The sequence below is a fragment of the Devosia sp. genome (assembly GCF_017307495.1).
GTDB lineage: Bacteria > Pseudomonadota > Alphaproteobacteria > Rhizobiales > Devosiaceae > Devosia_A.
Genome location: NZ_JAFKHE010000031.1, coordinates 59,852 through 85,396 on the forward strand (window position 1 = coordinate 59,852; position 25,545 = coordinate 85,396).

A 25,545-nucleotide genomic window follows, 5' to 3' on the forward strand; every position below is an offset into this window, starting at 1 on the left:
TTCAGGCTCTCTAGACGCTTCAAGCCTTCTGGCGTGATTTGGCAGGACGGGACGGAGTCACCTGTCGACGCGGTCATCTGGTTCACCGGCTTCCGGCCAGCGCTCAAGCACCTTCAGGGATTGCGGTGGTCAAGGCTGATGGCCGAATGGACACCGGCAGTGCTTCTGTGATTGCTCATAAAGTATAGGCAAGCCACAGCGTGGCTCACTGCCTAGCAACAGTGCGGCACAGGTCAAATGAAATTCAAGAAGGCTCCGGAATCCGGGCCTTTAACTTAAGAATGATTGGTACCGTTGCGAACCGCGCCGGTGCCATCGGCCGCACACGGACTAGATGGATTTCAACCCGACCCGTTCATCGAGCTTCGCCGCAGCTTCTTTCCGCTCACTGTACCGAGAAGTCAAATATGCGGATATGCCGCGGTTGATCAGCGTGAACTTCACCAGTTCCTCCATCACATCGACGACCCGATCATAGTAGGAAGATGGCCGCATCCTGCCCTCATCATCGAACTCCTGCCAAGCCTTCGCGACCGACGACTGGTTAGGTATGGTGACCATACGCATCCAGCGCCCCAGGATGCGCATCTGGTTGACCGCGTTGAACGACTGCGAGCCACCAGAAACCTGCATCACCGCCAGCGTACGGCCTTGGGTGGGACGGATCGCGCCACCCGGCAGAGGGATCCAGTCGATCTGCGACTTCAACACCGATGACATCGCGCCGTGGCGTTCCGGACTGGTCCAGACCTGCCCTTCCGACCACAGCATCGCTTCACGCAGTTCTTGCACCTTCGGGTGGCTGTCAGGGGCGTCGTTCGGTAGCGGCAGGCCGCTGGCGTGGAAGATCTTCACCTCGGCGCCAAAAGCCTCCAGAAGCCGCTGCGCTTCAAACGTCAGAAACCGGCTGTAGGAGCGCTCTCGTAGCGAGCCGTACAGCATCAGGATGCGCGGCTTGTGCTGCTGGGCGGGCGCAACCAGTTGGGGGAAGTCGGGAAGCTGAAAGGCGGCGGGTACGACGTTGGGTAAATCAGGCAATACGGTTTCCTTGGGCGTCGATAACGACATCACCATCCTCTTTGGTAAACGGACCGATGCCTGGGTTTTCGAGAATTTCGAGCACGACCTCGGACGGCCGGCAGAGTCGGGTGCCGCGCGGGGTGACCACAAAGGGGCGGTTGAGGAGGATGGGGTGTTGGCCGATGGCTTCCAGTAGGGTTTCGTCGGTGATCGCGGAAGCGCCGAGGCCGAGTTCCTCGAACGGCGTGTCCTTCGTCCGCAGCGCTTCGCGAACCGTCAGCCCGGCATCCTCGATCAGCCTCGCGACGGTCGCGCGGTCCTGCGGCGTCTGCAGGTATTCGACAATCCTGGGCTCGACCCCGCTCTGGCGGATCATGGCCAGGGTGTTGCGGGACGTGCCGCATTCGGGGTTGTGATAGATGGTGACGGTCATTCGGCAGCCCTCGCCTGGCTAGCGCTGCGCACGGCGGCGCCCCGTTCGTACCAGCCCCTGCTTCGGTTCACGACCCACACCACTGACAGCATCACCGGCACCTCGACCAGCACGCCGACGACGGTGGCGAGGGCCGCTCCTGAGCTGAAGCCGAAGAGGCTGATCGCCGCCGCCACTGCGAGCTCAAAAAAGTTGGAAGCGCCGATCAATGCGGAGGGGCCTGCGACACAGTGCTGTTCCCCGGAGACGCGGTTCAGGAGATAGGCAAGTCCCGAGTTGAAGTAGACTTGGATCAGTATAGGCACCGCCAGCAACAGGATGACCAGCGGCTGTGCGATTATCTGCTCGCCCTGGAAACCGAAGAGCATGACCAGCGTCAGCAGCAGCGCGGCGATCGAGAGCGGCTGCAGCACCGACAGTGCCCGGCTCATGCGGTCTGTCCCGCCGTTCGCGAGAAGCCAGCGCCGCAGGAGCTGCGCCGCGACCACCGGCACCACGATGTAGAGGCCGACCGAGAGCAACAGCGTGTCCCACGGCACGGTGATGGCGGAGAGCCCGAGCAGCAGCCCGACGATCGGGGCGAACGCGATGATCATGATGGCATCGTTGAGCGCCACCTGGCTGAGGGTGAAGTGCGGCTCCCCTTTGGTCAGGTTGGACCACACGAACACCATGGCGGTGCATGGCGCCGCGGCGAGGATGATCAGCCCGGCGATGTAGCTGTCGATCTGCGTCTCGGGCAGCAGGGGGCGGAACAACCAGCCGACGAACAGCCAGCCCAGCAGTGCCATCGAGAAGGGCTTGATGGCCCAGTTGATGAAGAGCGTGACGCCGATGCCGCGCCAATAGGCGCCTACGCGACCCAGGCTCATGAAGTCGATGCGGACCAGCATCGGGATGATCATCAACCAGATCAGTGCTGCCATCGGCAGGTTGACCTGAGCATACTCGAGCGAACCGAGCGCTTGGAAGGCATCAGGGAGAAAATGGCCCGCAGAAATACCAACCACAATGCAGATCGCGACCCAGAGGGTCAGGTACCTCTCGAAGATTGACATCAGGCTGCGCCGCTCGCCTTGGTGGTCGAGCCGTCCATGGCACCGATGCCACGCAGCTTCGATCCGAGCGCCATGTTGTCGATGGTCTCGAGCGGCAGACTGATAAAGGCCGTGATGCGGTTGCGCATGAACCGCAGGGCGTCTTCGAAGGCGGCACGCTGCTTGAACTCTGGGCCATCTACGGCCGCCGGATCCTCGATGCCCCAATGGGCGGTCATAGGCTGTCCTGGCCAGATCGGGCAAACCTCGCCAGCGGCGTTGTCACAGACCGTGAAGACGAAATCCATCTTCGGCGCATCTGGTCCGGCGAACTCCTCCCAGGACTTAGAGCGCAGCCCGTCGACCGAGACGCCGGCGTCCGAGAGTATCTTGAGGCTCATGGAGTGGATCTGCCCCTTGGGAGTGCTGCCGGCGGAGAAGGCTTGGAAACGCCCTGCCCCTAAGTGGTTCAGCAGCGCTTCGCCCAGGATCGAGCGAGCGGAGTTCCCCGTGCAGAGGAAGAGGACGTTGTAGACGCGATCAGCAGGCATTCTTTCCCTCCCCAGGGGAGCAGCATGGCGTGAATTCGGCGACGAGCGGCGCGCAGACCTCTGGACGGCCACCGCAGCAATCGGTGACGAGAAAGCTTGCGACCTGACGAACACGGTCCAGCTCAGCTCGGTAGATGATGGAGCGGCTTCTGCGCTCTGACGAAATGAGGCCCGCGCGCTCGAGTATGGCGAGGTGGGTCGACATCGTGTTTTGAGGCACGTTGAGAAGACGCGCGACCTCGCCCGCCGGCAGGCCGTCCGGCTGCTGTTGCATGATGGCCCGAAAAGCGCTGAGACGGGTACTTTGCGACAGCGCGGCGAAAACAGCGAGAGCGCTATTTGATTCCATTCATCGACAACTATCGATCTACCGATGAATGGTCAAGCCTGTTTGTGCGGTGAGGCTTCCAGCGCATTGCCTCTTGGTCCCTTCTGGCATTGTAAGCGAGGAACTGTTGAGAGCCAGTCTGACGTCACCGCTGTGAGGTCAGGGCGCAACCTGTGTAGCAGTCACGTGTAACTCGCTCGATCCTCACGCCGCTGTGCGCTGGAATCGACTCGCGTGCGAGTATCCTTGGCTCATCCGCCTGCCATCGAGGTCAGGATCTGTCGATGGAAGTCACCTCCCACCGCCGCGTCGACGTAACGGGGGGCGGCGCCTCGATAGCGTCGGGGCGACCCCACCGGGTGCGCGTGCCAATTTGATCGAAGTTGTTCCAGAGCCACTCGCCGGTGTACTAGACCTGCTTCTACGCCCAGTCACCCGTATTGCGCATCCGATCGTTTCTAGGGCTGCGAGGTGTCTCCCTAGGACAGCTGGACAGTCGATCCAAGCCCCCTAGTGCAGCGCCGGTGCCCCGCTGATCAGCCGGCGCCGCAACCATGCCGATATTCCATCAATTGTCATTACCATCACGACGATGAGTACAATATAGTACGTTACCTCTTCCCAATCCTTCTGCGTACTTATCGCCTGCGTTAGCAAAAGACCAATGCCGCCGCCTACAATGGCACCAATCACTGTAGCGGACCGGGTATTGGACTCGAAATAGTATAGCAGCTGGCTCAACAGCACCGGTGTAATCTGCGGCATGACACCAAAACGCTGCCGCTGTAGAGTGCTGGCGCCTGTGGACTGCACGCCCTCGATCTGCCGATCATCTACATTTTCTAGCGCCTCGGAAAAGAGCTTACCGAAGCTGCCAGTATCGGTCAGTAGGATCGCAAGTGCCCCGGTCATCGGTCCAGGACCAAAAGCGCGCGACAGAATGATGGTCCAGATCAGGCCATCGACGCCGCGCAGGAAGTCGAATACTCGGCGGAAGGCGAAGCGTATCCAACGTGATGGCGTGAAGTTGGATGCGGCGAGAAAGGCGACGGGCAGCGCTATCAGCGCGGCGCCGAATGTGCCGAGGAAGGCCATCAACACCGTCTCAAACAGTGCCCAAGCGACATCGCCATGCCGCCACATCTTGTTAGTCCAGAATTCCTCGGCCATGGCAACGAGGTTCGGCTTGCCCGGGACGATTTCAACGGGCGACACGATGAGGGCTCCTAGTTCGCCGAAAGAGCGGCCGTAGAACGGGCTGTCCAGAGTGAAAAAGAACAGTTCCCACCCGAAGGCGTAGCGGAAGACGTCGGTCTTCGACCGCGTGACCTGAACGCGACCGCTCGGCGTGGTGATGGAGACGCGCGTGTTCGACGCGTTGATCCAGTCGGGCACCACATCGGTAGGTAGGACGAGGTCGATGCCGCCGCTTCCTGACGTGACCTCGATCACGCCATACCCAGGCAAAGTCATACGCACCCGGTCGCCAATGAATTCGACGGATGCGCCGCCCTCGAGCTCGACTACAGCGTTGTCATCGTCGACCTTCACCCATTCCGGCGACATGCCCGGCGGATAGGTGCCCTTGGTCTCTCCCTCGATTGCGATCGAGAACGCGCCCGACCGGTTGTCGCGCGTCACATGGGTCTTGTAGCTGTAGGAATCGCCGATCAGCGTGCGCGCGTTGTCTGGGTTGGCGCGGCTTGCGACCCCGGCGAAATCGAAGGTCACGAAGATGTAGGCGAGATAAGCAAGGACGATGAGAGGCACGCCGAGGCTGAACAGCCGCTTGCGCCGGAACAGGTCGAGTGAATGTTGCCTGACATCGATGCCGACTGCGACTTCAGGCATGGTGGGAACCCTTGACCAGGCGGTTGCGGTACATGCTGGACAATTGGTCGACCAGCACGATGGTGACGAACAGCAGGATGAAGATGGCGGCCACTTCGTCGTACCGCCCTTTGCCCCAGCTCATCGCGTTCCGCAGGTCGTAGCCGATGCCGCCCGAGCCGACGAAGCCGAGAATGGCCGAAGCGCGGATATTGATCTCGAAGCGCATCATCGAATAGCTGAGATAATTCGGCACCACCTGCGGGATGACCGCAAACCACATGCGCTGCGACCAGTTCGAGCCGACCGAGGCGAGCCCTTCGACGGGCCGCAGATCGGCATTCTCGTTGACCTCGGAGAACAGTTTGCCCAGCGCACCGGTCGTGTGGAGCGCAATGGCGATCATGGCGGCTACCGGGCCGCCGCCCAAAACGAAGATCAGGACGAGAGCGATGACCACTTCAGGCACAGCACGCATAAGGTCCATGGCGCGGCGAAAGACGGGGATCAGGATCGGCCAGCGTGCCAAGCCACGCGTCGACAAGAGGGACAGCACGGTGGCGAGGATAGCACCTACCAGCGTCGACACACCGGCAATATTGATCGTTTCGATAAGGGACGGCAGGTACTTGAGGAGCAGTCCCGGAAGGTTGACCGCCTTCTGCACCGCCTCTGAGACGACCTCGGACGGAAAGGCAAACAGCTGCGGCAGGCCGTTGATGAAGCCACCTGCGTTGCGCGACTGGGCCAGCTTCAAACCGGAAACGAGGCACGCGATGAAGATCGCGACGAGCACGAGACTGTAGAGCCGGCGGCGCTGCGTGTCCCTGAGATAGGAACTGCGGATATCGCCTTGCGGAGCGGGAGCGGCTTGAGCCATGCGCACGACCTTTTGAGGTTCGGGCCCCGCCGAAGCGGGGCCCGATCGAACGAGATCAGGAGTTTTCGAGCGACTTGCGCGACTCGATGATCGATTCGTAATCTTGGTGCTTGACCGGCTTCAGGCCTAGCGCTTCGCCGGCCATGAAGTTGTACGAGCACTCGGCGTCCATGTAGGACAGCGACGCCATCATGGCGACCATGTCGAGCTTCACGCGCTCGGGCAGCGCCTTGCGCAGCACGATCGGGCCTTCGACGATGATCTTGGAGCGCCAGATCTCGACGAGGTCATTCATGTCGACGAGGCCGGAATCAACTGCCTTGCGGAGGGCGCCCGAGTTGTATCCGTCTTCCCATTCACCGAGGCCATCGGCCCAAGTGACGCCCGCGTCGACGTCACCATTGGCAACGGCGACGATGGTCTGCTCGTGACCGCCGGTGAATCGAACCTCGCCGAAATAGTCGCCCGATTCCATGCTGGCGCCAGTCGTCTGCGGGATCTCAATGGCCGGAATCAGATAGCCCGAGCCAGAGTTCGGATCGCCGAAGCCGAAAACCTTGCCCTTCATGTCCTCGAGCGAAGTGATGCCGCTGTCTTTGCGGGCAAAGCCGATCGAGTAGTAGCCGAAGCTCTTGTCAAGGTTGACTTTGACCAGTACGGGCTCGACGGCCTCCGGATCGGTCAGGTAGGCCTTGGCGTAGGCCGATGGCCCGAGCCAAGCGAGATCGATGGTGCCGCCGAGCAGGCCCTGAATCACGCCATCATAGTCGGCGGGTGTGAACAACTTGGTCGGGACGCCGAGCAGTTCCTCGGTTTTGGCTCGGAAGCACTCATTGGAGGTGAGGCGGTCCTGGGCATTTTCGCCGCCAAGGATGCCGATGCGGAACTCGGTGATGTCTTGGGCGAAGGTCGGCGCGACCATCGTCGACGTCAGCAGCAGCGCTGCAAGAAGCTTCTTCATTTCTTTCTCCGGTAGGGTTAGTCCGCCCCGGCAAGCGCCGGGGAAACTGGGCTCAAGCGAGGACGGGCTGGGCGGTAGCGGCGGGGCGCGGCCGGCTCAGCGTCTCGATGCTGGTAGAGGTTGCCTCCTCCGAAAAGTCGGCGTCGGCACCGTAGATGTCGCGTGCCACGGCCGTCGTCAGTTCTTCGGCTTTTCCGTCGAACACGATTTGGCCGGCTCGCATTCCAACAATGCGGTCGCAGTAGCGACGCGCAGTATCGAGTGTATGGAGGTTGCAGATGACGAGGCGACCGTCCTCATCATGGATGCGACGCAGGGTATCCATGACCACCTGCGCATTCATCGGATCCAGCGAAGCGATCGGCTCGTCGGCAAGAATGATGCGCGGATCCTGCATCAGCGCCCGAGCGATGCCGACACGCTGCTGCTGGCCGCCTGACAGAGCCTCGGCGCGTTTGGGGCCATGTTCAGCAATTCCAAGTCGTTCGAGTATCTCGATCGAGCGGAGGATATCCTCGCGGGGAAACAAGTTGAGCATCGTCGTCAGCGTACCGCGCTGGTTGAGCCGACCGAGCATCACGTTGGTCACGACATCCAGGCGTGGCACCAGGTTGAACTGCTGGAAAATCATGGCGCAGTCGCGCTGCCAGTCGCGAAGCGCCCGCCCTTTGAGGGACGACACTTCAACGCCAGAAAAGACGATCCTTCCTTCAGTGGGATCGGTGAGTCGGTTGATCATCCGCAGCAGCGTCGATTTGCCAGCCCCGGAGCGGCCAATAATGCCGATCATTTGGCCAGCCGCGAAGTCCAGGTTGACGCGGTCGACGGCTGTTTTTGCGCCGAAGCGCCGGGTAACATTGGAAATCTTCAGCACCGGGAGCCCTCCAGTTTACAGGGGACAGCCCTAGATGCTGAACTTAACGCTCAGATGTCTCTTGCATGAACCTAACGTGACAAGGCACAGCGGCGCACAAAATCAACTGTCACCGGGAAGTAGCTGCTTTTTCCCGCTCATTGGCGCGCGGACGAAGGGAGGCGCCCTCGTTTGGCGGTATTGCCACCGCGCCGCTAGATTCGATAACCAAGGCCCCGAACGCTCTTGATCGGGCCCTTTCCCTTGGGATGCCTGAGCGCGGCTCGGATCCGCTTCAAATGGACGTCGACATTACGGACATCCACATCCGCCGCCTTGCCCCAAACGGATTCGACGATCTCTTCTCTGCTGAAGATTTTGCCTTGCGAGGCCATCAGTAGGCGGAATATCGCGTATTCCGTCGGGGCTAAGTGGACCGGCTTGCTTTTACGAGTTACCCGCCGCGTTTCGTCGTCGATTACCACATCACCATAGGAGTAGATCGTTCCCAACGAAGCGGGGTTGATCGTCCTGAGGTTCTCTCGAACGCGAGCCACCAACACGGGGCCCGACACGGGAGGGGGTAGGTAGTCATCGGCTCCCGAAGCCAGCGCCTGCGCCCGTTCCCCAGTGCCGAGTTGCCGCCCTAGCGCGAGCAGTGGAACGTCATCAGGCAGGGCGCCACGCATCCATGCGCAGGCTTCTGCGAGATTTGGGAGTTCGATGACGCGCCCAACGACGACGACGTCCGGCTTCGCCCGATCCAGCTCGAATCGTGCTTCATCGCAATCGCGGGCCACACGCGTCTCATAGTCGGCGAACTCAAGAGCGCTCTGGAGTGAGGCCGAGTTCGTCGAACCATACTCGACAATTAGTGCTAACGGCATTGGGATTTGCTCGAGAGCGTGGACGGGCATGCTGCTTGATGCACGGTTTCCATGACAGCCAAATGACGCCGATCGATGCAATCCACATGCGTGGAAGCAATTTGCCCTTATATAGCAGATCTTTACACTGTCACAAAAACGCATTCATCCGGTTATAAAACTGCAACATGCAGGCCATAGGTTCCGCCCTGTCCGACGGACTGTCAGCCAACCGGGCGTGTTGTCCGTCCACGATCTCAGCCCGAAGGGAACCGAAATGAAAAACACCCGTCTCAGCCTGCTCACACTCTTGCTTGCAGGGATAGCCGTAACTGGCGCTCAGGCGCAGACCCCGATCGTTCTGGTGGACGGCTCCTCGACCGTCTTTCCGGTTTCGGAGGCAATGGCCGAAGAATTCCAGAACGCTCAAGGTGGCGCCATCCAGGTTACTGTTGGCAACTCCGGCACCGGCGGTGGCTTCAAGAAGTTCTGCCGCGGCGAAGTCGACGTGACCGGTGCTTCGCGGCCGATCACGAATGACGAGAAGGCGCTCTGCGCCGAGAGCGGCGTCGAGTTCATCGAGATGCCGATTGCCATCGATGCGCTGGCCAATGTTATCAATCCCGGCAACGAGTTCGCTTCTTGCATGACTGTGGAACAGCTGAAGAAGCTGTGGGAGCCAGCGGCGCAGGGGACCATCAACAACTGGAACCAGCTCGATCCGACCTGGCCTGACCAGAAGATCACGCTGTTCGGTGCTGGCACCGATTCTGGCACCTACGACTACTACACCTTCGCCATCGTGGGTGAAGAGCACTCCAGCCGCGGCGATTTCACTGCGACGGAAGACGACAATATCACGGTTCAGGGTGTATCCGGTGACGTGAACGCCATCGGCTTCATGGGTCTCGCCTATGTCACCGAGAACGCGGACAAGCTCAAGACCGTCGCCATCAAGCAGGCCAATGGAGAGTGCGTGTCGCCCAGCGTTCAGACAGCTGCGGACGCGACCTATCAGCCGCTCACTCGCCCGCTCTTCTGGTACATCTCGAAGGGTGCTTCGGACGCCAAGCCAGAAGTGGCCAAGTTCATCGAATTTGCCTTCCAGGCCGAGACACAGGATGCGCTCGTCGCGGAAGTCGGCTATGTGCCGCTTCCGGCCGAAGCATCCGCGCTCGCTCTCGAGAAGTTCGAGGCCCGCCACACGGGTTCGGCTTTTGACGGTGGGTCGAAGGTCGGGGTGACCATCACCGATCTGGTCACCGCCGCGGGCGCTGGCAACTAAGCTAGGCTTGGAAGATCGCGGTGGGTTGCCCACCGCGATCTTCCTTACCGAGGACACAAGCATGACCGACACTCTGCCAACCAGTCCATCCCGCTACACACCTTCTGATTTCTTCTTGTCTCGGCGGCGATGGCTTTCTCGTGGCATGTCTGTCCTGCTATTTCTCGCCGCGGCGTTGTCGGTAGTCGTCACCACCAGCATAGTCTACATTCTGGTGTCGGAGTCCTGGTCGTTCTTTGCGACCATACCGCTGTGGACGTTTCTGACCGACACGCAATGGACTCCAGTGTTTGCGGAGCCGCGCTACGGCATTCTCCCGCTGCTTACCGCGACACTATGGTCGGCGGGAATCGCCTTGGTGATTGCAATTCCACTGGGGACCATCCTGGCGGTCTACCTCAGTGAATACGCGCGTCCAGCAGTCCGCGAGACGATCAAGCCGATGCTGGAACTGCTCGTCGCAGTACCGACAGTGGTGTACGGCTACTTTGCGCTCTTGTTCCTGACGCCTCTCTTCAAGCAGTTTGTCCCGGGGCTCGCTGGCTTCAATCTGCTGGTTCCAGGGATTGTGCTTGGTATCATGACCCTGCCCTACATCGTGTCGATCAGCGAGGACGCAATGCGGGCCGTGCCCGGGGCACTTCGCGAAGGCGCATACGCTCTGGGTATGACGCGCTTCCAGACGGCTATGCGAGTAATCATCCCTGGCGCTTTCTCGGGCATCACGGCGGCTTACGTGCTCGGGATGTCGCGCGCGGTCGGTGAGACGATGATCCTTGCCATTGCGGCAGGCCAGAACCCTAATCTTACGTCAGATCCCCGCGAGGGAGCGGCTACCATCACTGCGTATATCGTTCAGATGAGCATGGGCGATCTGCCGCACGGCTCGCTGGCCTACCAGACGATATTTGCCGCAGGGCTGACCCTGTTCGTAATGACGCTGGTGTTCAACATCATTGGCTTCTTCCTGCGTCGACGCTTCCGCGAGGTTTACTAAATGGCCGCTCAGAATATAGCCGACGTGAAAGGCCGGACTGAAGAGCTCGCTTCAGTTGTTTCGGCAGCACGTCGCAAAGACTATATCTTTGCCATCATCGGTGTGCTCGTGCTGATCATCAGCATGGGTATGTTGGTCGCACTCCTTTACGACCTCTTTGTCGACGGTATCCCGCGGCTCAGTTGGGATTTTCTGACCAGTTTCCCCTCGCGCCGTCCCGCGAACGCGGGAATCCTGTCCGCCTGGGTGGGCACGTCCCTGGTAATGCTGGTGACGGCGTGCCTCGCCATACCGGTTGGGGTGATGGCCGGCCTCTACCTTGAAGAATACGCACCGAAGAACTGGCTCACGGACATTATTGAGATCAACGTCAGCAACCTTGCCGGTGTGCCGTCGATCATCTACGGCCTGCTTGCCTTGGGCTTGTTCGTGTACATCCTCGGCTTGGGGCGGACCGTCCTGGTTGCTGGCATGGTGCTCGCCCTGCTTATTCTTCCGGTCGTGATCGTTGCGACTCGAGAAGCGGTACGGAGTATTCCGGTTGCATTGAAGGAAGGCGCTTACGGCATTGGTGCCGACAAGTGGCAGACGATGTGGCACTACATCATTCCCGCTGCACGTCCTGGCATATTGACTGGGGCGATTGTCGGTCTGTCCCGCGCCATCGGTGAGACCGCCCCGGTTATCACAATCGGCGCTCTAACCTTCATTGCCTTCCTCCCGCCGGCCCCAGTGCAGGGGACGCCGCCGTTCGTGAACTTTGATTGGTTGAGCGCTCCGTTCACTGTGATGCCCATTCAGATGTTCAATTGGATTTCGAGGCCTCAGGAGGCGTTTCACGTCAACGCCGCCGCCACGGGTGTCATCTTGTTGGCGATGAGCCTGATGATGAATGCCATCGCGATCTGGATCCGCTACCGCCTGCGCCGGGCACACAAGTCCTGAACAGCACCTCCGCTAGGAACACGCCATGACTGACATAGCAGCAACAGCATCCGAGTTTGCCGCCCCAGAGGAAGCCGCAACGGTGTCGGCGCACACTGCCGACGCAAGCATCTCGATCCCGCATGCTCTTAGGGCGGAAGTTCGGAATCTATCGTTCTGGTACAAAGAATTTCAGGCACTGAAAGGTATTCAGCTCCCGATTGCCGATCGGAAAGTGACTGCATTGATCGGAGCGTCGGGTTGCGGGAAGAGTACGCTCTTGCGATGTTTCAACCGCATGCACGACCTTTATGCCGGCAATAGGTACGATGGCGAGATCGTACTTAAACCGGAAGGAGAGAATATCGTATCGCGCAGCGTCGACCCAATTCTCGTCCGTATGCGCGTTGGCATGGTCTTTCAAAAGCCCAATCCGTTTCCCAAGTCGATCTACGAAAATGTTGCCGCTGGGCTTCGCATTAGAGGAATAAACAAGCGGTCGGCGCTCGACGAGCGCGTCGAACAGGTTCTGCGTCAGGCGGCGCTCTGGAATGAGGTCAAGGATCGCCTGGACTCATCGGCCTACGACCTGTCCGGCGGGCAGCAGCAACGACTCTGCATCGCGCGAACGCTTGCGCCTGAGCCCGAGCTCATCTTGCTCGACGAACCGACATCGGCACTGGATCCTATTGCGACCGCAGTGATCGAAGAACTTGTCGATGAGTTGCGGAAGAATGTCACGATCATCATCGTCACTCACTCAATGCAACAGGCCGCACGTATTTCCGACTACTGCGCATTCATGCACTTGGGCCAACTGATCGAGTTTGGTGAAACAGAGCAAATGTTCACCAATCCTGGCAACGTGAAGACCCAGGACTACATCACCGGACGCTTCGGCTGACCGCGACAGGGACCTGAACCACCATGGCCACGACGCTCAACGAGCATATCGTAACCTCATACGAGGACGAGCTCACCAACCTCAACAAGATCATCTCCGAGATGGGCGGCATGGTCGAGCAGGCAATCACCGAGGGTGCCAGCGCGCTCCTCAAGCTCGATCACCAGCAGGCGCAGGACGTGCGCCAGTTCGACAAGCGCATCGACGAGATCCAGCAGCGCATTAATGACGCTGCCGTCTCCATTATCGCCCGTCGCCAGCCCATGGCCGCCGACCTCCGCATGGTGGTCACCGCCATCCAGGTCGCCAATGACCTCGAGCGCACCGGCGACATGGCCAAGCAGCTCGCCAAGCGCGCGCTGCAGATCGAAAGCCTCAACCTCGCTCCCAAGTTTTACAATGGCGTCAAGCACATGAAGGATCTCGTGGCCCGCCAGCTGCAGGCGGCGCTCGATGCGTACCTGACCCGCGACAGCAAGGCCGCCATCGATGTCTGCTCGCGCGACGACGAAGTCGACGCCATCTACAATTCGCTGTTCCGCGAACTCCTCACTTACATGATGGAAGATCCGCGCAACATCACCCAGTGCACGCACCTGCTGTTCTGCGCCAAGAGCCTTGAGCGCGTCGGCGACCATGCGACCAACATCGCCGAAGCCGCCTACTACCTCGAGACCGGCCGGCATCTTGGTGCCGACGAACAGCAGCGCCAGCCTCGCTAAGGCTGGCCCACACCTAGGATAGACCACTATGAGCGCCACCATCCTGATCGTCGAAGACGAAGACGATGTCGCCGTGCTGCTGCGCTATAACCTCGAAGCCGAGGGCTTCCGGGTTGCCACCGCTGCGTCGGGCGATGAGGCGGTGGAACGCATCCGTGACGGCGTGCCGGACCTCATCCTGCTCGACTGGATGCTGCCCGGCCTCTCCGGAATCGAACTCTGCCGTCGCTGGCGCGCCCGCGAGGAAACCGCCCGCACCCCGATCATCATGATCACTGCGCGCGGCGAGGAAGAAGAGCGTGTCCGGGGCCTTGCCACCGGTGCCGACGACTACGTGGTGAAGCCGTTCTCGATCCCCGAGCTGCTCGCCCGCATCAATGCGCTGCTGCGCCGCTCCAGCCCGCAGCTCGTGACAGCCGTGCTGAAGGCCGGCGACCTTGAGCTCGATCGCACTTCGCATCGTGTCCGCCGCGGCAATCGCGAAGTGCACGTCGGGCCGACCGAGTATCGCCTGCTCGAATACCTGATGCGCCACCCGGGTCGCGTCTATTCGCGCGAGCAGTTGCTGGACGGCGTCTGGGGCAACGAAGTATATGTAGACGAGCGCACGGTAGATGTGCATGTCGGTCGCCTCCGCAAGGCCATCAATCGCGGTCGCGACACCGATCCTATCCGAACAGTACGCGGCGCCGGCTACGCTTTCGACGAACGCTTCGCAGCGGCCGCGGCAAATGTAGTCGCCGACTGATTGTCGTTGCCACGCATTTGCTTGACTTCTGGGCGACTTGATCCTGTCGATAGGGCGAGGGTTCGTCTGGCTTTGTTTCCTAGGCGGATGCCAGGCCGTCCCGCGAGTGCTGGGCCGGTTCAGGCCGAGCCGACAAAGCATCTGCCCACCGTTGAAATCGACAAACCAAGGTGACGGCGAATGAAGCCTGGTCCGCCGTTCGCGCCGCAACTCGCTAGACCTGATTCCGCGCACTAGTTCAGATCGGCGACGTGCATAGCGGCGGCCCTGAGATGTCTCGAGGGAGCGAAACGAAACACGTACAAGATGCTTCCTTCAGGGACTCGTTGTCGCTCAGCACCTGCGAAGTGTACCTCAATTGAGTCGTGCGCATTCCCCCTGGCCGGTCAGATCGACTTCAGCCCATTCCGCTCATCCACCTTGGCGGCCGTTTCCTTGCGTTCGCTGTAGTGCGCGGTAGCCGGATGCACTGCGATTTAGGATGGTGAACTTGACCAGTTCCTACGTCACGGCAACGACCCGGTCGTAGTAGGATGACTGCTTATGCGCCCCCCCTCGTCCTCGAACCCCTGTAACGCCTTGGCGGCAGAGGGGCGATGGCAGTCATCACCACACTTTTGCGGGTACCGTTCCGAGCTAGTCCACTTCACAGCATTGCGTCGCGGAATGACACGGCCATCAGACCGCATGTCACTGAACTGTAACAACAATGGAGATCGACTGTCACAATTGGTCGCTATCCAACCCCGGAGACACCCAAGTTGGAGATAACCCATGGCTGCCAGAACGCTTCTCGCCTCGACCGCCCTCATCTGCCTCCTGTCGTCGCCGGCAATGGCAGAGTTCGCCCTCGACGCCCGCTACACCGATGCCGACGGCGACATGGTTGCCGATATCCCAACCGATGCCGCGCAGCTTGTTGACCCTGAGACGCTGATCTTCGCTTACACTCCGGTGGAAGACCCCGCTGTGTACGCCGAAGTCTGGACCGACTTCCTGACCCACCTCGAGGCCGTCACCGGCAAGACCGTGCAGTTCTTCCCGGTCGACAGCAACGCCGCCCAGATCGAGGCCATGCGCGCCGGCCGCCTCCACGTCGCCGGTTTCAACACCGGCTCGAACCCACTCGCTATTGCCTGCGCGGGCTTCCGTCCCTTCGCCATGATGGCGGCAAAGGACGGAACCTATGGTTACGAGATGGAAATCATCACCTATCCCGGGTCCGGCATCGAAAAGATCGAAGACATCAAGGGCCGCACCCTGGCTTTCTCGGCCGAAACTTCGAACTCGGGCTACAAGGCTCCGTCTGCCCTGCTCCAGGCCAACTACGGCATGGTCGCCGGCACCGACTACGAACCGGCATTCTCCGGCAAGCATGACAACACCATCCTGGGCGTTGCCAACAAGGACTATGACGCCGGCGCGGTCGCCAACTCGGTCATGGTGCGCATGATCGAACGCGACGTCATCCAGGCCGACCAGGTGGTGAGCATCTACAAGTCGCAAACTTTCCCGACGACCGGCTACGGCACCGCGCACAACCTCAGCCCTGAGCTGCAGGCCAAGATTCAGGAAGCGTTCTTCAGCTTCCCGTGGGAAGGCTCGTCCCTCGCCGAAGAGTTCAACAAGTCGGGTGAAGAGCAGTTCATCCCGATCACCTTCAAGGACAACTGGACGGTGGTGCGCGAAATCGACGCCGCCATGGGCGTTTCCTACGCCTGTCAGTAAGACATCGCGACACTTCATCATGCGGGCAGCCCTGCTGCCCGCATGTGCTTTTGACCAATCCGGGATTGCCCTATGCTCGAACTGACGTCGCTCACCAAAGTCTACAAGACCGGCGACAAGGCGCTAAACGACGTCAGCTTCACTGTGCCCAAGGGGCAGATCGTCGGGCTTATCGGCCCTTCCGGCGCGGGAAAATCCACTCTCATCCGCTGCATCAACCGGCTGGTCGAACCGACTTCCGGGTCGATCAAGCTTGGTGGCCGCGAACTCACGCGCCTCAGCAGCGGCGAGTTGCGGGCCCAGCGCCGCCGCATCGGCATGATCTTTCAGGAATTCGCACTGGTCGAACGCCTGACCGTCATGGAGAACGTGCTCTCGGGGCGGCTCGGCTATGTCAGCTTCTGGCAGAGCCTGACGCGGCGCTTCCCGCCCGCCGATATCCAACGCGCCTATCGGTTGCTCGATCGCGTCGGCCTGATGAGCCACGCGGACAAGCGCGCCGATGCGCTCTCGGGTGGTCAGCGCCAGCGCGTCGGCATCGCACGGGCCTTGGCGCAAGAGCCCGAGCTGCTGCTCGTCGATGAGCCCACTGCCAGCCTCGATCCCAAGACCAGCCGCCAGATCATGCGGCTGCTCGTCGAAATCTGCGCCGAGGACGGGCTGCCGGCCATCGTCAACATCCACGACGTGCCGCTGGCGCAGCAGTTCATGCAGCGCATCATCGGCCTGCAGTCAGGCAGGGTCGTCTTCGACGGCCCACCGGAGGCCCTCACCACCGAGGCGCTGACCACGATCTACGGCGCCGAGGACTGGAACGCCATGAAGAACGACGCTGCGGAAGACGTGGCGGCTGAGGCCGACGCCGTCCGCAGAATGGCTGCCATCAGCGCATGACCAGCTATCCGACCACCTGGCGGCGTCCGCCACAGATCTTCACCGACCGCCGCTGGCGCATTGCGCTGCAGATCGGTGCGCTGGTCTATCTCGTCTTCGCGTTGGGCACGCTCGACGTCAACTGGGCGCGCATTGCGGACGGCGCCGAGCGCGGCCTGCGCTTCGTCGCCGGCTTCCTCCAGCCCGACTTCACCTCACGCTGGCGCGACATCAGCATCGGCCTCGTCGAAAGCCTGACCATGACCCTGACCGCGACCGTGGTCGGCGTCGCCATCTCGGTCCCGATCGGTATCGGCGCGGCCCGCAACATCACGCCGCGTTGGGTCTACATGGTCTGCCGCAGCATCATCGCGGTCAGCCGCTCGCTCCAGGAAATCATCGTCGCGATCTTCTTTGTCGCCATGTTCGGCTTCGGACCCTTCGCCGGGTTCCTGACGCTGGTGTTCGGCACCATCGGGTTCCTCTCCAAGCTGCTCGCCGAGGACATCGAGGACATCGACGAGTCACAAGCCGAGGCCGTGCGCTCGACCGGCGCCTCGTGGCTGCAACTGATCAACTACGCCATCCAGCCGCAGGTCATGCCCCGGCTGATCGGCCTTTCGCTCTACCGCCTCGACATCAATTTCCGAGAATCGGCCGTGATCGGCATCGTCGGGGCCGGCGGCATCGGCGCCACGCTGAACACCGCCATCGACCGCTACGAATATGACAGCGCCGGCGCGATCCTGCTGATCATCATCGGCCTCGTCCTCGTCGCCGAATACAGCTCGAGCTACCTGCGGAAGTTCCTGCAATGACCGATTTCCCCGATCATTGGCAGCACCGCACGCCGCGCGTCCGGCTGGCCATCTGGTTCGGCTGGCTGTGTCTTGTTGCCCTGTTCGTCTGGTGCTGGGAACTGATGACGGCCCGGACGATCTGGTCCTTCGTCTGGGACGCTCCGACCCAGGCCGCCGATATCGGCAGCCGCATGTTCCCGCCGCGCTGGACCTATGTCGAGAACCTGCTGGTGCCCCTCTGGGACACGCTGAACATGGCAACGCTCGGCACCATCCTTGGCGTCATCCTGGCTGTCCCCATCGCCTTCCTCGCCGCGCGCAACACCTCTCCCTTCCCGCTGGTCACCCGGCCTGTCGCCCTGTTCATCATCGTCGCTTCGCGCTCGATCAACTCGCTGATCTGGGCCTTGCTGCTGGTTGCTGTTCTCGGGCCGGGACTTCTCGCTGGCATCCTCGCCATCGCCCTGCGCTCCATCGGCTTCATCGGAAAGCTGCTCTACGAGGCGATCGAGGAGACCGACATCCGGCAGGTCGAGGCGATCACGGCAACTGGCGCGAGCGGCTCGCAAGTCCTGACCTACGCCATCGTTCCGCAGGTGCTGCCCGCCTTCTGGGGCATCACAGTGTTCCGCTGGGATATCAACATCCGCGAAAGCTCGATCCTCGGGCTCGTCGGCGCCGGCGGGCTCGGGCTCAACCTCCAGGCTTCGATCAGCACCCTCGCCTGGCCGCAGGTTACGATGATCATGATCGTCATCCTTGCGACAGTGGTCCTGTCCGAGTGGGTCTCGGCGAAAGTGCGCCAGGCCATCATCTAGACAAGGCCCGGGCTCCAAGAATGCTATAAGCCAGCCTGCGGCCGCCGAAGCCGGAGGGATGCACCATGACTGAACTGTTCGATGTCGTAATTATCGGTGGGGGCCAGGCGGGCCTCGCCGTCGCCTACTACCTCCGCCGGGCCGGCCTGAGTTTCATCGTCCTCGACAACGCCACGTCCGCTGGCGGCGCCTGGCCGCACGCCTGGGACTCCCTGCGCCTCTTCTCGCCGGCCCAGTTCAGCTCCCTGCCGGGCTGGCAGATGCCGAAGGCCAGCTCCGGCGAGTACCCGACGCGCGACGAGGTGGTCGACTACCTGACCCGCTACGAGGAGCGCTACGCCTTCCCGATCGAGCGGCCGGTCGATGTCCTCAACGTAAAGACCACGGACGGCCACTTCGTTGTCGAGGCCGATTCGAGGTCGTGGGCGGCAAAGATGGTGGTCAGCGCCACCGGCACCTGGAGCGAGCCATTCATCCCCGACATTCCGGGGATGAGCAGCTTTTCCGGCCAGCAGCTCCACTCCGCTCACTATCGCTCTCCCACCGGGTTCACCGGCCAGCGGGTGCTGGTCGTCGGCGGCGGCAATTCCGGCGCGCAGATTCACGCTGAGCTTTCAGAGGTCGCCGACAGCACCTGGGTCACGCTGACCAAGCCCGTCTTCCTGCCGGACGATGTCGACGGCCGCGTGCTGTTCGAACGTGCCACCGCCCGTGTGCTGGGGGCCGACAATGGCGCGAGCGTCGGCAGCCTTGGCGATATTGTCATGGTGGCGCCCGTTCGCGCCGCCCGGGATCGCGGTGACCTGCAGAGCGTCAGGCTCTTTGAACGCTTCACGCCTTCTGGCGTCACCTGGCAGGACGGGACGGAATCCGCTGTCGACGCCATCATCTGGTGCACCGGTTTCCGGCCAGCGCTGAAGCACCTTCAGGCATTGGGGGTTGTCGAGGCGGATGGCCGGATCGCCACCGAGAACGGCCAGTCGACCAGACAGCTCGGATTGTTTCTGGCCGGCTACGGCAACTGGGTGTCGCCCGCGTCGGCCACGCTGATCGGCGCCGGGCGCTCCGCCCGGGAACTTGTGCCCGTGATCCTCGCCGCGCTGTCAAAAGCCGTTTGACATCGACTCGTTGGCGCAGGGAGAAAGTTCCAAGGCCGCCGCGTGTGCTGAACCGGTCGGCCTCGCCAGCGATTTCTCATGACGCCGAAGCGAGGTCCTGGAAGACGACGCAGTCGCGTCCGGGTCCACCGCAGCATATGGCGTCGCACTGCCCGACGAAGCGTTCGAGGCTGCGCTCCAGCGCCCTGAGTTCAGCCAGCCTCGCTTTCACCTCGCTCAGGTGCCCCCGGGCAATGTCGCCCACCTCACGACAATCCTTGTCCGCGCTGATCGAGAGGCCGACCAGCAGACGCACCTGCTCGATCCCGAAGCCGAAGTCACGGCAGCGCCTGATAAAGGTCAGCCGCTCGAGGTCTTCCGCACCATACATGCGCTGCCCGCTTTGTGTCCGGTCGGCGGCCGGCAACAGGCCGATCTCCTCGTAGTAGCGGATCGTCGGCGTGGTTACGCCTGCCGCCTTCGCGAGCTTTCCGATCGACAGCATGTCATCCTCGTTTTCGCCCTTGCCCTTCAAGTTACTTGAAGGATTATGGTCCTGTCCATCTCACCGAAAGGAGATCGACATGACCAACAACAATCAGGCTGGCGCCTGCTGCTCGTCCTGCGCCGCGACCGATGACGCCGCGCTCGCCATTGCCTGCACCCTCGGCGGCTCCGACCGCAAGGATCGCGTCGCCGGCATTCGGGATCTGGCGTCCCGCCACCTTCTGTCGAGCCGCCGCGACCCGCTGACGCTCCACCTCACATACACCGCTGCAGCACTGCCCGAGGTCAGGAACCTGGTGGCCCAGGAAGCGGACTGCTGCGCTTTCCTCGACTTCGACATTTAGTCGGGGGAGCGCGTGGAACTGACTATCACGGCGCCCGCTCGCGCTGCCGCGGCCGCCGACGAGCTCTTTGCCCATTTCGCTCCCGAACTCGCCCAGGTGCCGGCATGACCTCGAACACCAAGAAAGGAATAGTCGCGACCGCTGGCGTGGTTGCCGCATGCGCTGCATGCTGCGCGGTGCCGATTGCGGCCGCCGGTGGCGTTGCCGTTGTCGCCGGGCCGGTCGGCATCGTCGCCGTCCTGTTGGCGGGTGCCGCCGGACTGTGGGCCTTGGCTGCGCGGTCGTGCTAGGCGTCGGCGGACCTGAACGAAGGAAGCAGCCATGCCCGTCTACGCAACTACCGCCCTGATCTATGCCGGCGCAGCGCTGGCCGAGATTGCCGGGTGCTTCGCGTTCTGGGCATGGCTCCGCCAGGGGCACTCGCCGATCTGGCTGTTACCGGGCATTGCCTCCTTGATCGCCTTTGCCTGGCTGCTCACCCTCGCGCCGGTCGAGAACGCAGGACGCGGCTATGCTGCCTATGGCGGCATCTACATCGCGGCGTCGCTGCTGTGGCTCTGGCTGGCCGAAGGGCATGTGCCGGATCGCTGGGACCTGCTCGGCGGAGCGCTTGCGGTCATCGCCGCCGCCGTGATCCTGTTCGCGCCGAGGAACTGACGACACCCCACCGCCAGACAGCCCGGCAGGCTCATGAACAACGGAACGGATGAGCCGGCAATGCCGGCGAGAAGGAAGCTTCACCCTGGCTGGCTCGTCATGCTAGCAGGCCTGGTCGCAACCTTCATGACGACACCGGGCCAGACGGTCGGCGTCGCTCCGTTCATTGATCACATCGCCTCCGATCTCGCGCTGACACGGAACGAAGTGCTCACCTACTACAGCCTTGGTACGTTGTTCGGCGTCTTGCCGGCGCCCTTCATCGGGCGGCTTGCCGATCGCTTCGGGCCGCGTCGTGTCATTACGTTTGCGGTGGTTGCTGTTTCGGCGGCCTGCCTCGCAATGGCGCTCGTCCAGGGGCCAGTGACCCTGGCGGCGGCCTTCACCTTCCTTCGCGGCAGTGCGACCGGCGGGTTGGGGCTCGTCAGCGGCCAGATGATCAACCTCTGGTTCGTGCGCTATCGGGGCCGTGCCAACGCGGTCTCCATGTTGGGCCTCGCCCTGGGCGGTCTCATCATTCCGGGTCTCTCTGAGCAGATCACCGCGGCTTTCGGCTGGCGTGTGTCCTACATGGTGCTTGGTGCGGGAGTGCTGGCCATCATGCTTCCGATCGGCCTCCTTTTCTTCCGGAACCATCCCTCGGCGTACAAGTCCACGCCGGATTTCGGGCGGACGCCGGACGACAAGGCGCCCGTCATTTCAGGTAGCCTGACGGTCAGCGAAGCGCTCCGCGCGCCAATGATGTGGTACTTCCTTGACGTCGCTGTGGTCCTCAACGCGGTCGGAACGGCCCTGGTGCTCGACCATCTGCGCCTCCTCGACGCAGAGGGCATCGACCGCAGCGCCGCAATCTCGCTCCTCGGCATCGTTCCAATGATGCAGGTCATCGCGGTGATTGGTGGCGGCTTGCTGATCGATCGCCTCGGGACCAGAGCTACAGGCCTGATCGGCCTTGCGATCAACGGGCTGGCCATTGTCTGCGTGGTGGCCCGGCCGGACCTGCTCGGTGGAGCAGCATATGTCGCGCTGCTCGGCCTGTCGCTTGGTACACTTCAGGTCGTACAAGGTGCTGCAATGGCTGAACATTTCGGCATGCGCGCGATGGGAGCGCTGCGCGGCATCGTGTTCGTCGTCGGTGCCTTCGGCGCAGCAGCCGGTCCCCTGATCTTTGCGGTCTGGTCACCCGAGACTGGCTACGCGGCCTTTCTGACGCTCGTCGGCGTGGCCGCTCTCCTTGGTATCTTCTCCCCAGCGCCGCACGCGGCGCGCAATCGATGACCAGAATCTCACTCACAGAGCGCGCGGCCCGCCACGTGCTACTCAGCCTCAGAGGTACTGGGCTCTACTCTTTCGCTCGGCGCTGGTGATGCTCGGCATCGGCTGGAATTTCCTCTATGTTGGCAGCACCAACCTGCTGACCCGCACCTATGCTGCTGCCGAAAAGTCCAAGGCTCAGGCGGCGAACGATCTCACCATCTTCGTCGTCGGCCTCATGGCATCACTGAGCGCCGGCGCGCTACACAGCGCAGTCGGCTGGCAGACAATGAACATCTGGCTGCTGCCATGGCTTGCAGCGGCTGCAGGGGTCATTCTCTGGCTACTTCGATCAAGCCGACGCAGGAAACAATTCGGTTGAAGTCGCAGTCGGCGGCAGCTGGGTCGCATCAGATGCATGGGCCAATCGTAGGATTCGCGACCATTGCCTGTATTGCCAGGAATGCGGCAGGCCTGTGCGCACTCCCCAACAACAAACCCTGTCGTCCCCTGGTGCTAGTTTCTAAATGATCTTTCCTGATGGTCAGCAAAAAGCCCGGAATTCCGGGCTTTTTCGCATCTCTGCTCTCGGTTGGGAATTTCCTGATCGCCGCGTTGGCGACCTTTGCCAAGGGGTCTGGCGACCTGCGCCCCCCCCCGAGCCTTCCGGCCAGCAACGGAAAATTGGCCCCAAACTCTGAACGGATACAACTTTAGCCAACGCCACAAAGGTCCGGTGACATCTGGCCTGGGGCGCGGGTCCGTGTCGACTGATGACCTGCCGAGCAGGCGGCTGATAGATTCGGGCACCTTCACCCGAGCGGTGGAGTCGGGCATCTGCCGCTTACACGGCTGAAGGGCCGGTGTCAGTCCCGGCCCTCGCCCTCGCCCCAGGCCAGATGTCCAGTGCCATGGACAATCGAGAACGAGTCGACCTTCTTCTCGATTCAACGTCTGATGCGGAGTGGGGCTCTGTTGCTTTTCGCCGAGATCCCTAGCACCCTCTATTTGCGTTGGTTTGGGGGGATCATGAGAACGATTGGCATACGTGCTGGCAACAGAGGGATCACGTTCGCGATCTACGACTCTGACAACCGCCAGGTGCTCAACGTCGAGGAGATCAGGATTCCCGCTGCATTTTCGACGCCGGATGGGCTGAAGTACCTCCGCAGCAACCTGCTCGACATTCTTAGGGAGTTCGAGGTCGAGAAGGCCGGCATCCGGGTGACGGAAGCCCTTGCCAAGTCCGTGCACCCGGAACGCATCCAGATTGAGGGTGTCGTCCAGGAAGCGTTCGCGAGCAGCAAGCTCATGGCCTACTATACCGGCCAGATCGCCACCATCACCACGAAGGCCGGCATCGCTCGAGACGATTTCAAGCCCATGGTCGACGGTGAGAAGGACCCTGGTGTCGCCAACTGGAAGAAGCTGGCGAAGGAAGAGCGCGAAGCCCTGCTCTGCGCGATGGGAGCGGTGAATGCTTAAGCCCTACAACAAGGCCGAGCTGACCTTCGACATCCTGCGCGAGATCGGCCAGGACGGGCGCAATTCCCGGGTCTTCGTCGTCCACGACCATCAGCTTAACGCCGAGATCGTCGCCAAGCAGATCGAGAAGGCGAAGATCGCTGACATCAACAACCTTTTCGAGGAGTCGAAGGCGCTCTACGCGAGCTCGCATCCCAACGTCGTTCAGATCCACTACGCATGCTTCGACGCGGACTATGTCTACCTGGCGATGCCATACTACCGGCGCGGGTCCGTGAAGAGCCTCATCACCGGCAAGTGGATGACCGTGCGCGAGATCATCGTCATCGCAGCCCAGATGTTGAGCGGCCTGCACAATATTCACTCGAAGCGCTTGGTCCACTTCGACATCAAGCCCGACAACATCCTGCTCTCCGATCGAGGCGAGGCCCTCGTTTCCGACTTCGGCCAAGCCAAACAGATGAACTTTTCCGGTATCGCCGGCCAGGATCGCCTCTACAACAAGATGCAGCCCCCGGAGGCCTTCGGGAAGGACCAGTTCGACAACCGCTTCGACATCTACCAGGTCGGCCTGACTCTGTACCGGATGTGCAACGGGAACGAAGCATTCTACGAGCAGTTCAACAAGTACACTGGAGATCGCGACGCCTTCAGGATGGCCGTGAAGCAGGGAAATTTCCCAGACCGCAAGGCATTCGCAAGCCACGTCCCATCCAAGCTCCGAAAGGTCATTCGTCGTTGCCTAGAGGTAGATCCCACCGCCCGTTACGGGAGTGCGATCGAGATTACGAATGCCCTGGCCGATATCGATGGAGCCGAATTGGACTGGCGACTGCAGTCCCACCCTGATAAGAAGGTGTGGAGCAAGAACGAAAGTGGAACAACATACTCCCTTTCCGTTTACGCGGACGGAAGGTCTGAGCTGTACAAATCGGTGAATGGCGGGGATGCTCGTCGCGTTCTAGACGGTTGTCGCGACGGCATAGCCGAAAAAGACCTGCAGAAGCTACTTGGCTCATACTGATGAAGAAGATCAAGAACGATCGCTCGAAGTACTTGACCAGGGCAACGCTGGTGTCGCGGAGACACGCCTCCACTCAGGGCCCCGAGCCCCGAACGGCGGAGGACTACCGAAACGCCAAGGGTGACGATGACGGCTACATCACCTACAGAAGGGACCCTCGCATGACGAAAGAGAAGGCCTGACGCAGGATCTGAACGGCTTGAACCAGCGTCAGTCGCGCTTTGTAAAGTCGATGCGGTCCCAACCCTCCTGCGCCTCCTCATACTGCGCGCGCATTTCATCCCGGTGTTCTGCCTCCCACTTCACCATCCTGGCAAAATCCTGCTCCATGAGAGCGTCGGTGATCGCGCTCTCGGGCACCAGAATTTGTCCCGTCATCGGCTGAAATGGACTTGCCTTCAGGTCGAGCACGATCTGGTCGAGGGCCTCGGTCGGCAACGTTATCTTCTCAGAGCTCCTAGTGCGCAGAATGTTGATTTCCGCCGAGAACTGACCCGGGATTTCCACCGAGAAGTGACCCGCCTCTAGGTATGTTTCGGGTCGGGTTTGATGGTCAAGGTTCTGGCTTTCTCCTTCGTGGTTTTGGGATCGTGAGCGGAGCTGTTCTTGAAGCGGAAGC

At 61.5% G+C, this 25,545-nt stretch carries 30 protein-coding genes; 18 read left to right on the forward strand and 12 right to left on the reverse strand.

All coding sequences use genetic code 11. The annotated features are described in order from the left end of the window. Window positions 1–330 precede the first annotated feature (330 nt). The 10 genes from arsH to J0I99_RS19280 all read right to left on the reverse strand — a co-directional run bounded on the left by arsH (window position 331) and on the right by J0I99_RS19280 (window position 8,780). Window positions 331–1,068 carry an arsenical resistance protein ArsH gene (gene arsH, locus J0I99_RS19235; protein ID WP_291399088.1) on the reverse strand — a complete coding sequence of 246 codons (738 nt, stop codon included), beginning with the start codon at window positions 1,066–1,068 and terminating at the stop codon, window positions 331–333. Next, entirely contained in the window at window positions 1,031–1,453 is a 423-nt protein-coding gene (arsC, locus tag J0I99_RS19240; protein WP_291399089.1) for an arsenate reductase (glutaredoxin), read from the reverse strand. Before arsC ends, arsH begins: the two co-directional genes overlap by 38 nt. Beyond that, a complete protein-coding gene (gene arsB / locus J0I99_RS19245; RefSeq protein ID WP_291399090.1) occupies window positions 1,450–2,511 on the reverse strand; it encodes an ACR3 family arsenite efflux transporter in 1,062 nt (353 codons plus the stop codon). The genes arsC and arsB overlap by 4 nt, the downstream gene beginning before the upstream one ends. Beyond that, on the reverse strand, window positions 2,511–3,041 hold the full coding sequence (locus J0I99_RS19250; protein WP_291399091.1) for an arsenate reductase ArsC: 531 nt from the start codon (window positions 3,039–3,041) through the stop codon (window positions 2,511–2,513). The genes arsB and J0I99_RS19250 overlap by 1 nt, the downstream gene beginning before the upstream one ends. Then, window positions 3,031–3,390 (reverse strand): helix-turn-helix transcriptional regulator, encoded by a 360-nt coding sequence (locus tag J0I99_RS19255; protein WP_291399092.1) that lies wholly within the window; start codon window positions 3,388–3,390, stop codon window positions 3,031–3,033. Before J0I99_RS19255 ends, J0I99_RS19250 begins: the two co-directional genes overlap by 11 nt. A gap of 489 nt (window positions 3,391–3,879) precedes the next feature. Continuing rightward, on the reverse strand, window positions 3,880–5,220 hold the full coding sequence (gene phnE, locus J0I99_RS19260; protein WP_291399093.1) for a phosphonate ABC transporter, permease protein PhnE: 1,341 nt from the start codon (window positions 5,218–5,220) through the stop codon (window positions 3,880–3,882). Continuing rightward, on the reverse strand, window positions 5,213–6,079 hold the full coding sequence (gene phnE / locus J0I99_RS19265) for a phosphonate ABC transporter, permease protein PhnE (RefSeq protein ID WP_291399094.1): 867 nt from the start codon (window positions 6,077–6,079) through the stop codon (window positions 5,213–5,215). The genes phnE (J0I99_RS19260) and phnE (J0I99_RS19265) overlap by 8 nt, the downstream gene beginning before the upstream one ends. Before the next feature lie 55 nt (window positions 6,080–6,134). Next, the gene (phnD, locus tag J0I99_RS19270; protein WP_291399095.1) at window positions 6,135–7,040 is read right to left on the reverse strand and encodes a phosphonate ABC transporter substrate-binding protein; all 906 of its coding nucleotides are present in this window, start codon (window positions 7,038–7,040) and stop codon (window positions 6,135–6,137) included. Between the two features lie 52 nt (window positions 7,041–7,092). Continuing rightward, window positions 7,093–7,914, reverse strand: coding sequence for a phosphonate ABC transporter ATP-binding protein (phnC, locus tag J0I99_RS19275; RefSeq protein ID WP_291399096.1), 822 nt, complete (start codon window positions 7,912–7,914; stop codon window positions 7,093–7,095). Between the two features lie 194 nt (window positions 7,915–8,108). Continuing rightward, on the reverse strand, window positions 8,109–8,780 hold the full coding sequence (locus J0I99_RS19280; protein WP_291399097.1) for a response regulator transcription factor: 672 nt from the start codon (window positions 8,778–8,780) through the stop codon (window positions 8,109–8,111). Window positions 8,781–9,036: 256 nt separating this feature from the next. Here J0I99_RS19280 and J0I99_RS19285 point away from each other — a divergent pair, with 256 nt between their 5' ends. The 11 genes from J0I99_RS19285 to J0I99_RS19335 all read left to right on the forward strand — a co-directional run bounded on the left by J0I99_RS19285 (window position 9,037) and on the right by J0I99_RS19335 (window position 19,676). Then, window positions 9,037–10,044, forward strand: a complete 1,008-nt coding sequence (locus J0I99_RS19285) for a PstS family phosphate ABC transporter substrate-binding protein (protein WP_291399098.1) — start codon at window positions 9,037–9,039, stop codon at window positions 10,042–10,044. Window positions 10,045–10,105: 61 nt separating this feature from the next. Further along, window positions 10,106–11,041: a phosphate ABC transporter permease subunit PstC gene (gene pstC, locus J0I99_RS19290; protein WP_291399099.1), complete on the forward strand. Its 936-nt coding sequence runs from the start codon at window positions 10,106–10,108 to the stop codon at window positions 11,039–11,041. Beyond that, entirely contained in the window at window positions 11,042–11,986 is a 945-nt protein-coding gene (pstA, locus tag J0I99_RS19295; protein ID WP_291399100.1) for a phosphate ABC transporter permease PstA, read from the forward strand. It abuts the gene before it with no gap. A 25-nt stretch (window positions 11,987–12,011) separates the two neighbouring features. After that, window positions 12,012–12,869: a phosphate ABC transporter ATP-binding protein PstB gene (gene pstB, locus J0I99_RS19300; protein ID WP_291399101.1), complete on the forward strand. Its 858-nt coding sequence runs from the start codon at window positions 12,012–12,014 to the stop codon at window positions 12,867–12,869. A gap of 23 nt (window positions 12,870–12,892) precedes the next feature. After that, window positions 12,893–13,591, forward strand: a complete 699-nt coding sequence (phoU, locus tag J0I99_RS19305) for a phosphate signaling complex protein PhoU (protein WP_291399102.1) — start codon at window positions 12,893–12,895, stop codon at window positions 13,589–13,591. A gap of 28 nt (window positions 13,592–13,619) precedes the next feature. Continuing rightward, window positions 13,620–14,339, forward strand: a complete 720-nt coding sequence (gene phoB, locus J0I99_RS19310) for a phosphate regulon transcriptional regulator PhoB (RefSeq protein WP_291399103.1) — start codon at window positions 13,620–13,622, stop codon at window positions 14,337–14,339. 774 nt (window positions 14,340–15,113) lie between these two features. Further along, a complete protein-coding gene (phnD, locus tag J0I99_RS19315) occupies window positions 15,114–16,067 on the forward strand; it encodes a phosphate/phosphite/phosphonate ABC transporter substrate-binding protein (RefSeq protein ID WP_291399104.1) in 954 nt (317 codons plus the stop codon). Window positions 16,068–16,139: 72 nt separating this feature from the next. Further along, on the forward strand, window positions 16,140–16,961 hold the full coding sequence (gene phnC / locus J0I99_RS19320) for a phosphonate ABC transporter ATP-binding protein (protein WP_291399105.1): 822 nt from the start codon (window positions 16,140–16,142) through the stop codon (window positions 16,959–16,961). Beyond that, window positions 16,958–17,758, forward strand: coding sequence for a phosphonate ABC transporter, permease protein PhnE (phnE, locus tag J0I99_RS19325; protein ID WP_291399106.1), 801 nt, complete (start codon window positions 16,958–16,960; stop codon window positions 17,756–17,758). The genes phnC (J0I99_RS19320) and phnE (J0I99_RS19325) overlap by 4 nt, the downstream gene beginning before the upstream one ends. Then, the gene (gene phnE, locus J0I99_RS19330) at window positions 17,755–18,558 is read left to right on the forward strand and encodes a phosphonate ABC transporter, permease protein PhnE (RefSeq protein WP_291399107.1); all 804 of its coding nucleotides are present in this window, start codon (window positions 17,755–17,757) and stop codon (window positions 18,556–18,558) included. Before phnE (J0I99_RS19325) ends, phnE (J0I99_RS19330) begins: the two co-directional genes overlap by 4 nt. 65 nt (window positions 18,559–18,623) lie before the next feature. Beyond that, window positions 18,624–19,676, forward strand: coding sequence for an ArsO family NAD(P)H-dependent flavin-containing monooxygenase (locus J0I99_RS19335; RefSeq protein ID WP_291399108.1), 1,053 nt, complete (start codon window positions 18,624–18,626; stop codon window positions 19,674–19,676). Between the two features lie 76 nt (window positions 19,677–19,752). On the opposite strand, the gene J0I99_RS19340 is transcribed toward J0I99_RS19335, so the two are convergent. After that, window positions 19,753–20,160 carry a helix-turn-helix domain-containing protein gene (locus J0I99_RS19340; protein WP_291399109.1) on the reverse strand — a complete coding sequence of 136 codons (408 nt, stop codon included), beginning with the start codon at window positions 20,158–20,160 and terminating at the stop codon, window positions 19,753–19,755. 79 nt (window positions 20,161–20,239) lie between these two features. On the opposite strand from J0I99_RS19340, the gene J0I99_RS19345 reads away from it, so the two are divergent. The 7 genes from J0I99_RS19345 to J0I99_RS19375 all read left to right on the forward strand — a co-directional run bounded on the left by J0I99_RS19345 (window position 20,240) and on the right by J0I99_RS19375 (window position 25,108). Beyond that, window positions 20,240–20,506 (forward strand): hypothetical protein, encoded by a 267-nt coding sequence (locus J0I99_RS19345; protein WP_291399110.1) that lies wholly within the window; start codon window positions 20,240–20,242, stop codon window positions 20,504–20,506. 321 nt (window positions 20,507–20,827) lie between these two features. Beyond that, window positions 20,828–21,163 carry a YnfA family protein gene (locus J0I99_RS19350; RefSeq protein WP_291399111.1) on the forward strand — a complete coding sequence of 112 codons (336 nt, stop codon included), beginning with the start codon at window positions 20,828–20,830 and terminating at the stop codon, window positions 21,161–21,163. 33 nt (window positions 21,164–21,196) lie between these two features. Further along, window positions 21,197–22,441 carry an MFS transporter gene (locus J0I99_RS19355; RefSeq protein ID WP_291399112.1) on the forward strand — a complete coding sequence of 415 codons (1,245 nt, stop codon included), beginning with the start codon at window positions 21,197–21,199 and terminating at the stop codon, window positions 22,439–22,441. A gap of 88 nt (window positions 22,442–22,529) precedes the next feature. Beyond that, on the forward strand, window positions 22,530–22,799 hold the full coding sequence (locus J0I99_RS19360) for a hypothetical protein (protein ID WP_291399113.1): 270 nt from the start codon (window positions 22,530–22,532) through the stop codon (window positions 22,797–22,799). Between the two features lie 593 nt (window positions 22,800–23,392). Continuing rightward, on the forward strand, window positions 23,393–23,902 hold the full coding sequence (locus tag J0I99_RS19365) for a hypothetical protein (protein WP_291399114.1): 510 nt from the start codon (window positions 23,393–23,395) through the stop codon (window positions 23,900–23,902). Then, window positions 23,895–24,926, forward strand: a complete 1,032-nt coding sequence (locus J0I99_RS19370; protein ID WP_291399115.1) for a serine/threonine-protein kinase — start codon at window positions 23,895–23,897, stop codon at window positions 24,924–24,926. The genes J0I99_RS19365 and J0I99_RS19370 overlap by 8 nt, the downstream gene beginning before the upstream one ends. Continuing rightward, window positions 24,926–25,108: a hypothetical protein gene (locus J0I99_RS19375; protein WP_291399116.1), complete on the forward strand. Its 183-nt coding sequence runs from the start codon at window positions 24,926–24,928 to the stop codon at window positions 25,106–25,108. The genes J0I99_RS19370 and J0I99_RS19375 overlap by 1 nt, the downstream gene beginning before the upstream one ends. Window positions 25,109–25,136: 28 nt before the next feature. On the opposite strand, the gene J0I99_RS19380 is transcribed toward J0I99_RS19375, so the two are convergent. Further along, on the reverse strand, window positions 25,137–25,545 hold a 409-nt coding region (locus J0I99_RS19380; protein WP_291399117.1), incomplete at its 5' end, for a hypothetical protein.

Coding starts and splice junctions, on each gene's coding strand:
- arsH (WP_291399088.1), bottom strand. CDS start 1,068: ATGTCGTTATCGACGCCCAAGGAAACCGTATTGCCTGATTTACCCAAC.
- arsC (WP_291399089.1), bottom strand. CDS start 1,453: ATGACCGTCACCATCTATCACAACCCCGAATGCGGCACGTCCCGCAAC.
- arsB (WP_291399090.1), bottom strand. CDS start 2,511: ATGTCAATCTTCGAGAGGTACCTGACCCTCTGGGTCGCGATCTGCATT.
- J0I99_RS19250 (WP_291399091.1), bottom strand. CDS start 3,041: ATGCCTGCTGATCGCGTCTACAACGTCCTCTTCCTCTGCACGGGGAAC.
- J0I99_RS19255 (WP_291399092.1), bottom strand. CDS start 3,390: ATGGAATCAAATAGCGCTCTCGCTGTTTTCGCCGCGCTGTCGCAAAGT.
- phnE (WP_291399093.1), bottom strand. CDS start 5,220: ATGCCTGAAGTCGCAGTCGGCATCGATGTCAGGCAACATTCACTCGAC.
- phnE (WP_291399094.1), bottom strand. CDS start 6,079: ATGGCTCAAGCCGCTCCCGCTCCGCAAGGCGATATCCGCAGTTCCTAT.
- phnD (WP_291399095.1), bottom strand. CDS start 7,040: ATGAAGAAGCTTCTTGCAGCGCTGCTGCTGACGTCGACGATGGTCGCG.
- J0I99_RS19280 (WP_291399097.1), bottom strand. CDS start 8,780: ATGCCGTTAGCACTAATTGTCGAGTATGGTTCGACGAACTCGGCCTCA.
- J0I99_RS19285 (WP_291399098.1), top strand. CDS start 9,037: ATGAAAAACACCCGTCTCAGCCTGCTCACACTCTTGCTTGCAGGGATA.
- pstC (WP_291399099.1), top strand. CDS start 10,106: ATGACCGACACTCTGCCAACCAGTCCATCCCGCTACACACCTTCTGAT.
- pstA (WP_291399100.1), top strand. CDS start 11,042: ATGGCCGCTCAGAATATAGCCGACGTGAAAGGCCGGACTGAAGAGCTC.
- pstB (WP_291399101.1), top strand. CDS start 12,012: ATGACTGACATAGCAGCAACAGCATCCGAGTTTGCCGCCCCAGAGGAA.
- phoU (WP_291399102.1), top strand. CDS start 12,893: ATGGCCACGACGCTCAACGAGCATATCGTAACCTCATACGAGGACGAG.
- phoB (WP_291399103.1), top strand. CDS start 13,620: ATGAGCGCCACCATCCTGATCGTCGAAGACGAAGACGATGTCGCCGTG.
- phnD (WP_291399104.1), top strand. CDS start 15,114: ATGGCTGCCAGAACGCTTCTCGCCTCGACCGCCCTCATCTGCCTCCTG.
- phnC (WP_291399105.1), top strand. CDS start 16,140: ATGCTCGAACTGACGTCGCTCACCAAAGTCTACAAGACCGGCGACAAG.
- phnE (WP_291399106.1), top strand. CDS start 16,958: ATGACCAGCTATCCGACCACCTGGCGGCGTCCGCCACAGATCTTCACC.
- phnE (WP_291399107.1), top strand. CDS start 17,755: ATGACCGATTTCCCCGATCATTGGCAGCACCGCACGCCGCGCGTCCGG.
- J0I99_RS19335 (WP_291399108.1), top strand. CDS start 18,624: ATGACTGAACTGTTCGATGTCGTAATTATCGGTGGGGGCCAGGCGGGC.
- J0I99_RS19340 (WP_291399109.1), bottom strand. CDS start 20,160: ATGCTGTCGATCGGAAAGCTCGCGAAGGCGGCAGGCGTAACCACGCCG.
- J0I99_RS19345 (WP_291399110.1), top strand. CDS start 20,240: ATGACCAACAACAATCAGGCTGGCGCCTGCTGCTCGTCCTGCGCCGCG.
- J0I99_RS19350 (WP_291399111.1), top strand. CDS start 20,828: ATGCCCGTCTACGCAACTACCGCCCTGATCTATGCCGGCGCAGCGCTG.
- J0I99_RS19355 (WP_291399112.1), top strand. CDS start 21,197: ATGAACAACGGAACGGATGAGCCGGCAATGCCGGCGAGAAGGAAGCTT.
- J0I99_RS19360 (WP_291399113.1), top strand. CDS start 22,530: ATGCTCGGCATCGGCTGGAATTTCCTCTATGTTGGCAGCACCAACCTG.
- J0I99_RS19370 (WP_291399115.1), top strand. CDS start 23,895: ATGCTTAAGCCCTACAACAAGGCCGAGCTGACCTTCGACATCCTGCGC.
- J0I99_RS19375 (WP_291399116.1), top strand. CDS start 24,926: ATGAAGAAGATCAAGAACGATCGCTCGAAGTACTTGACCAGGGCAACG.